6 protein-coding genes and 1 pseudogene are annotated in these 5975 nt (G+C 74.0%); 1 reads left to right on the top strand and 6 read right to left on the bottom strand.

The window, feature by feature from the left end; all coding sequences use genetic code 11:
* Positions 1 to 3: 3 nt before the first annotated feature.
* Genes AB8Z75_RS31225 through AB8Z75_RS31200 form a run of 6 tightly spaced genes read right to left on the bottom strand, consistent with a single transcriptional unit; the run spans position 4 to position 5446 of the window.
* A complete protein-coding gene (locus AB8Z75_RS31225; protein ID WP_369207908.1) occupies positions 4 to 765 on the bottom strand; it encodes an SDR family oxidoreductase in 762 nt (253 codons plus the stop codon).
* Entirely contained in the window at positions 758 to 1279 is a 522-nt protein-coding gene (locus tag AB8Z75_RS31220; RefSeq protein WP_369207906.1) for a cupin domain-containing protein, read from the bottom strand. The genes AB8Z75_RS31225 and AB8Z75_RS31220 overlap by 8 nt, the downstream gene beginning before the upstream one ends.
* A gap of 47 nt (positions 1280 to 1326) precedes the next feature.
* Positions 1327 to 2172, bottom strand: coding sequence for an alpha/beta fold hydrolase (locus AB8Z75_RS31215; RefSeq protein ID WP_369207904.1), 846 nt, complete (start codon positions 2170 to 2172; stop codon positions 1327 to 1329).
* Positions 2169 to 2963, bottom strand: a complete 795-nt coding sequence (locus tag AB8Z75_RS31210) for an aspartate dehydrogenase domain-containing protein (RefSeq protein WP_369207902.1) — start codon at positions 2961 to 2963, stop codon at positions 2169 to 2171. The genes AB8Z75_RS31215 and AB8Z75_RS31210 overlap by 4 nt, the downstream gene beginning before the upstream one ends.
* A complete protein-coding gene (locus AB8Z75_RS31205; RefSeq protein WP_369207900.1) occupies positions 2960 to 3913 on the bottom strand; it encodes a VOC family protein in 954 nt (317 codons plus the stop codon). The genes AB8Z75_RS31210 and AB8Z75_RS31205 overlap by 4 nt, the downstream gene beginning before the upstream one ends.
* A gap of 45 nt (positions 3914 to 3958) precedes the next feature.
* Complete coding sequence (locus tag AB8Z75_RS31200) at positions 3959 to 5446, bottom strand: aldehyde dehydrogenase family protein (protein ID WP_369207898.1); 1488 nt, start codon at positions 5444 to 5446, stop codon at positions 3959 to 3961.
* Positions 5447 to 5756: 310 nt separating this feature from the next.
* Here AB8Z75_RS31200 and AB8Z75_RS31195 point away from each other — a divergent pair.
* Positions 5757 to 5975: pseudogene (locus AB8Z75_RS31195) on the top strand (hypothetical protein); the annotation flags it as partial.

The following is a 5975-nucleotide window of genomic DNA, read 5'->3' as shown; positions in this document are numbered from 1 at the left end:
CGGTCAGTGCATGGTGAAGCCGCCGTTGACGGCGAGCAGTTGTCCGGTGACGTACCGGGACTCCTCGCTCAGCAGGAAGGAGAGGAGCCCGGTCAGGTCCTCGGGCCGCTGGGCGCGGGAGATGGCCCGGTTCGCGCGGTAGAGGCCGTGCCGTTCCTCGGGCACCGCCGCGGTCGCCTCGCACTCGGTGAGGCCGGGCGCCAGCGCGTTGACGGTGATGCCCTTGTCGCCGAGCTCCCTGGCCATGCCCCGGGTGAGGGCGATCACGGCGCCCTTGGAGGCGAGGTAGTGGGCCAGCCGCGGGGACCCGTACAAGGCGGCGTCGGAGGCGATGTTGACGATGCGTCCGGGCCCTCCGTGCGCGGTGAGCGGCCCGTACAGCGCCTTGGCGACGAGCCAGGGACCGCGCGCGTTGACGGTCCACAGCCGGTCGAAGTCCGCGATGTCGATGTCCTGGAACTCCTTGCCGCCCACGCCGTTGGCGAGGGCCGCGTTGTTGACCACGGCGTGCAGCGGGCCGAGGGCGGCGACGCGGTCGGCCATGGCGGCCACCGACGCCGGGTCGGCGACGTCGCACGGGATGTGGAGCGCCGCCAGCCCCTCCCCGCGCAGCCGTGCGGCACTGGCCTCACCGCGCGCGGCGTCGACCTCCGCGACGACGACGCGGAAACCGTCGCGGGCCGCCCGGCGGGCCATGGCCTCCCCCAGGCCACGGCCCGCACCGGTCACCACGACCGTCCGGGCTGCCGACGGTGGCTCAGTCACGGGTGACGCCGTGCAGCGGCGAGTACTCGGGGTAGGAGGGCACCTGCGGCTTCCGGGTGCCGATGATGACGCAGAACAGCGCGTCGGTCTCGCCCTCGTTCTTGAGGGAGCGCGTCACTCCGGCGGGCACGACGATCATGTCGCGGTACCCCAGGGTGCGGTACTCGGCCTCGTCGGGGCCCCGGTGGATGCCGACGCGGACTTCGCCCTCCAGGACGAAGAACGCCTCCTCGACGTCGTGATGGGTGTGGGCCGGCCCTTCCGCGCCGGGCGGCAGCAGCATGTTGGAGAAGGTGAACCCGCCCGAGGGCAGGATGCGGTTGTCGCCCTCGTGGTTGCCGGTGGCGCCGGAGCCGACGTAGCGGATCTGGGCGCGGCGGAACTGCGGGCCCGCCTTCTCCTGGAAGGCGAGGGTGTCCCAGTCGGGCTCGCGGGAGGCGCGGGTGGCGATCAGCGCGTCGGTGTAGGCGGCGAGGTCGCCGTTGTCGTCGTAGGCGGTGGTGGTCAGTGGCACGGTCGTGTCCTTTCGGTCGGTGTCGCGCGGTGACGACCGGGTCGGTCTCACGCGGTGACGATGTGCAGGTGGGAGAGCACCCAGGCGTTGAAGCGCTCGGGCTGCTCCTGGTTGGCGAGGTGACCGGCGTCCTTGACGATCACGTAGGCGGCGCGGTGGATGGCGCCGGCCAGGACCTGGGAGGCCTCGGGGCCTGTGACGCGGTCCTGGTCGCCGCAGAGCACGAGGGCGGGCGCCGCCAGCGCGGGCAGGTCGGCCCGCAGGTCGGTGGCGGCCATGGACTCGGCCGCGTAGCCGTATCCGGGCAGCCGCACGGCCGCGGCCATCGTGTCGGTGACCCGGCGGACCAGGTCCTCGGGCGCGGCGGGCGAGACCAGCCGCGGAGCCCGCTCCCGGGCGAACGCCCGGGGCCCGAGTTCCCGCAACTGAGCCGCGCGGGCCCGCATGGCTTCGGCCTTGCCGGGGTCGCCGCCCGACCCGGGCGTGGAGTCGGCCAGGACGAGGGACGCGACGAGGCAGGGGTGGCGCAGGGCGAGCCGCTGGGCGACGACGCCGCCCCAGGAGACGCCGAGCACGTGCGCGCGGGAGCCCGGCTCCTCGCGGGCGCCCCGCGAGCGCAGCAGCGCCGCGGCCACGTCCGCGAAGTCGTCCAGGTCCATGGGCCCTTCGGGGTCGGCCGAGCCGGCGTAGCCGGGGGCGTCCCAGGCGAGCACGCGGGCGTGCCCGCCCAACTGGGCCAGCTGCGGTGCGAAGGAGGCGGAGGAGGAGCCGATACCGTGCAGGCACAGCAACAGCGGCCCCTCGGTGCCCGCTTCGGCCACGTGCAACCCGCTCGGGTCGTAGGCGGGCCGGCGCGGCGCTGCCGCGGTGGGCCGGCGGGGCGCGGCCGTCACAGGATCCGCCCCGGGCTGTGGGCCAGCGCGCCCAGCCCGCGCAGCACCGCGTAGGGCACCACCTGGCTGGTGGCCGGATTGCCGGGGTCAGGCAGGTGGTTCACCTCGAAACGGTAGGAGCCGAACGGTCCGTGCGCCTCGATGACGTGGCAAGTGTGGGCGGCGGCCGGGTCGGCGACCACGCGTACCCGGACGGAATCGGGATCGCCGACGGCCAGCGCCACGGAGGCGGCCACGTTCGTGGAACGGGGGAAGTGCGCGGGCACGTCCCTGGCCGTGCCCGTCATCACCTCCACGGGCGCTGTCGCGGTGCGCAGCCGGGCCAGCAGGTTCTCGTCCATCCACGGTTGTTCGAGGGTGGCGGGCAGTTTCGTGGTCGTCAGCAGCACCTCGGTCAGCGGGCCCATGGCGCGGGCGGCCTGGAGCAGGTCGAGCCCGCCGACGGCGCCGCCGGTGAAGTGGACCCGGCCCGGGGCGGCGGCCAGCAGCCGCTTGGCGAGCTCGTCGTCGGTCAGTGCGCCGGTGGAGGCGACCAGCAGGTCGGTGCCCGCGCACAGCACACGCTCGCCCCATTCCCGGACGAACCCTTGACCCGCCGCCTCCACGAGCACGTCGCAGTGGGCCAGCGCCTCCTCGACGGAGGTCTGCGGCGCGGGCGCGGCGTCGCCGAGGGGCCGGTTGTCCACGACCCGGGCCAGGGTGGCGCCGGGCACCTGGCCCGCGGCGAGCGCCGTCCCGACGGTGCGGCCGATGGCTCCCCAGCCGACGAGCCCGACGGCGAGCCGGCTCATGCCGCCACCTCCTGGCCGGTGGCGGGCGGGGCCACGGGGCTGCCGTCGGCGGTGCCCGCCATGTGGCGGCGGATCGCGGGCGACGGCGGGCCCGCCGTGCCCCACAGGTCGGAGAGTTCGGGGGTGCGGCGCCACACCTTGGCGATCCAGCGGTCCTCGTCGACCTGCGCGACCTCCGAGGTGTACTCGCACACCAGCCCGGCGGGGTCGGTGAAGTAGGAGAAGGTGTTGTTCCCCGGGCCGTGCCGCCCAGGGCCCCACTGCGGGACGATGCCGTGGTGCCGCAGCCGGCCGAGGCCGCGCATGAAGTGGTCCACCGACGGCATCTCGTAGGCGACGTGGTTGAGCGACGCCCAGTCGGCCTGGTTGAAGGCCACGCAGTGGTGGTCGGCGTTGCACCGCAGGAAGGCCATCTGGTGTTCGGACCAGTCCGAGACGCGCAGGCCCAGCACCTCGCGGTAGAAGCCGACCGAGGCGTCGATGTCGGTGGTGTTGAGTACCGTGTGCGTCACGCCCACCGGCACGGCAGCCTCCCGCCCGCGCGGCGGAACGGCCCAGGTCTCGGCGGACAGTTCGATCTGCCGGCCCTCGTGGTCGCAAAAGCGCAGCCCGTATCCGCCGCCCACCTGGTCGAGCGGTCCGGGCCCTGCTTGGGGGGCGATGCCGCGCAGCTCCAGCCGCCGCGCCGCCTCGTCCACCTCGGCCGGGGTGCCGACGGCGAAGGAGAGCCGCCCGAGCCCGGTGCGGTCGGATCGGGTCAGCTGGAGCGCGTGGTGCTCCTCGCCGGTACCGCGCAGCCAACTCGCGCCCTGCTCGGTCTCGACGACCTGGAGGCCCCACACCTCCTCGTAGAAGCCGGCGGCCTCCGCGAAGGCGGGGGTGAGCAGTTCGACGGAGCGCAGCGCGCGCAGGCGCGCGATCGGCGGGGCGGGTGCGGAGGGTTGTGGCATGCCGTTCTCCTCGGGTACGGACGGGCGGTGCGGGTCCTCGCGGGCTCAGGAGGCCCAGGGGAGGGGGTTTTCGGAAGTGCCCCAGTAGACGGATTTCCGGCGCTGGTAGGCGCGGATGGCCTCCCGGCCCTTCTCGGTGCCCAGGCCGCTGTCCTTCCACCCGCCGAAGGGCGTGGCGATGCTGAACTGCTTGTAGGTGTTGATCCAGACGGTTCCGGCCTCCACCCGCCGGGCGAGCCGCCAGGCGGCCAGCGGGTCGCGGGTCCAGATGCCGCAGGCGAGGCCGTAGACGGTGCCGTTGGCCTGGCGGACCAGGTCGTCCTCGTCGTCGTAGGGAAAGGCCACCAGGACGGGCCCGAAGATCTCCTCCTGGCACACCCGTGCGGTGGGTGGCAGACCGTCGATGACGGTGGGCAGGTAGTAGGCGCCGCGGTCGTAGGGTTCACCGGCGGGCGCGCTGCCGCCGCACAGCACGCGTCCACCCTCCTCGCGGGCGAGCCGCACCCAGTCCGCGACGAAGGCCCGGTGCTGGTGGTGGACCAGCGGCGCCACCTGGGTGGCCGGATCGGTGCCGGGACCGACGCGCAGCGCCCGCACCCGTTCCACGAGGGCGCCGAGGAACTCGTCGTACAGCTCGCGGGCGACGAACAGCCGGGAGCCGGCGACGCAGGACTGGCCGCTGGAGGAGAAGACGCCGAACATCACCCCGGCGAGGGCCGCTTCGAGGTCGGCGTCGGCGGTGACGATCGTCGGCGACTTGCCGCCCAGCTCCAGCGACGCGGGAACCAGCTTCCGCGCGGCCACCTCGGCGAGCTCGCGCCCCGTGCGGGTGCCGCCGGTGAAGCCGATCCTTCCGACGAGCGGATGCCGGGCGAGGGCCGCGCCGATGGTGCTGCCCCCGCCGGGCAGCACCGAGACCAGCGCCGCGGGCAGGCCGCGTTCGGCGAGGGCCGCGCTGATCAGCCGGCCGAGCGCGAGGGAGACCAGGGGCGTCCACTGGGCGGGCTTGAGCACCACGGCGTTGCCGGCGGCCAGCGCGGGGGCGAGCTTCTGCGCGTCGCTGGCGACGGGGGAGTTCCAGGGATTGATGGCGGCGACCACCCCGATGGGCTCGTGGAGGCTCAGGGAGACGTAGGGGCCGCGTGAGGGGGTGAGGGCCTCCTCGGCCGTCTCCAGCGCGGCTGCCGTGTAGCGGAAGGTGCCGGCCGCGCTGTGGGCGAGGGCGCGGGTCTCGGCGAGGGTCTTGCCGGTGTCGGCGGTCTGGAGCGCGGCCAGTTCCTCCGCTGCCTCCTCGACCAGGTCCCCGATCCGGTGGAGCAGCCGCGCCCGCTCGTGCGGCAGCAGGTCGCGCCAGGCGGGGTCGGCCGCCGCGCGGGCCGCTGCTCGCGCCGCCTCGTCCACCTGCCGCTCGGAGGCCGTGTGGAGGGCGGCGAGGACGGTGCCGTCGGCGGGGTCGACGGTCTCCACCAACTCGCCTTCTCCGCGCCGCCACTGTCCCGCGATGAGGATCTCGTCGGCTGGGATGCGCGGCATCTGGGGACCTCCAGGAGGTGGGGGCATGGGCTGTGTTGCTCAAGCGCTAGAAATCTAAGGGCTTAACTATTCACCCGCAAGGGTCGAGCCCGATTCATTTTCCCCTGTACGACGTCTTGACGCTCGCCGACCGGAGAGCTGTAGAACTTAAGCCCTAAGAGGCTTTGTGCTTACCGAGCAGCCAGCTCGGTTCCGGCCGCCGATCCGGCCCGCCCGCCCACCGCACACCGACTGCCGCGCCCCTCCTGTTCGGGGCCCGACCCGCTCCCCTCGGTCACCACGCACGGCGGCGGAGCCGGAGGACTCCTCCATGACGCTCGACGCACACCACGAACACCCACTCCCGCCGAAACCGCCCCCGCCCGAGGCCGTGCCCGCCGACGATCAGCCGCACGGTGACGTGCCAGCGCGAGAGCGGCAGACGCTCGAACCGGGCGGCCACGTCGGCGTGGTCACCTTCTTCGAGGCGTTCGACCAGCTCCTGATCGCCTACGCACTGCCGCAACTCCGCCAGGAATGGCACCTGGGC

Origin of the sequence: Streptomyces sp. PU-14G, from assembly GCF_041028275.1 — a bacterium.
Classification (GTDB): domain Bacteria; phylum Actinomycetota; class Actinomycetes; order Streptomycetales; family Streptomycetaceae; genus Streptomyces.
The sequence above is the reverse complement of the archived record's forward strand: the minus strand, read 5'-3'. Positions and strand labels throughout refer to the sequence as shown.

Excerpts from the sequence above, each read along its gene's own strand:
- AB8Z75_RS31210 (WP_369207902.1), bottom strand. The coding sequence starts at position 2,963 with ATGAGCCGGCTCGCCGTCGGGCTCGTCGGCTGGGGAGCCATCGGCCGC.
- AB8Z75_RS31205 (WP_369207900.1), bottom strand. The coding sequence starts at position 3,913 with ATGCCACAACCCTCCGCACCCGCCCCGCCGATCGCGCGCCTGCGCGCG.
- AB8Z75_RS31200 (WP_369207898.1), bottom strand. The coding sequence starts at position 5,446 with ATGCCGCGCATCCCAGCCGACGAGATCCTCATCGCGGGACAGTGGCGG.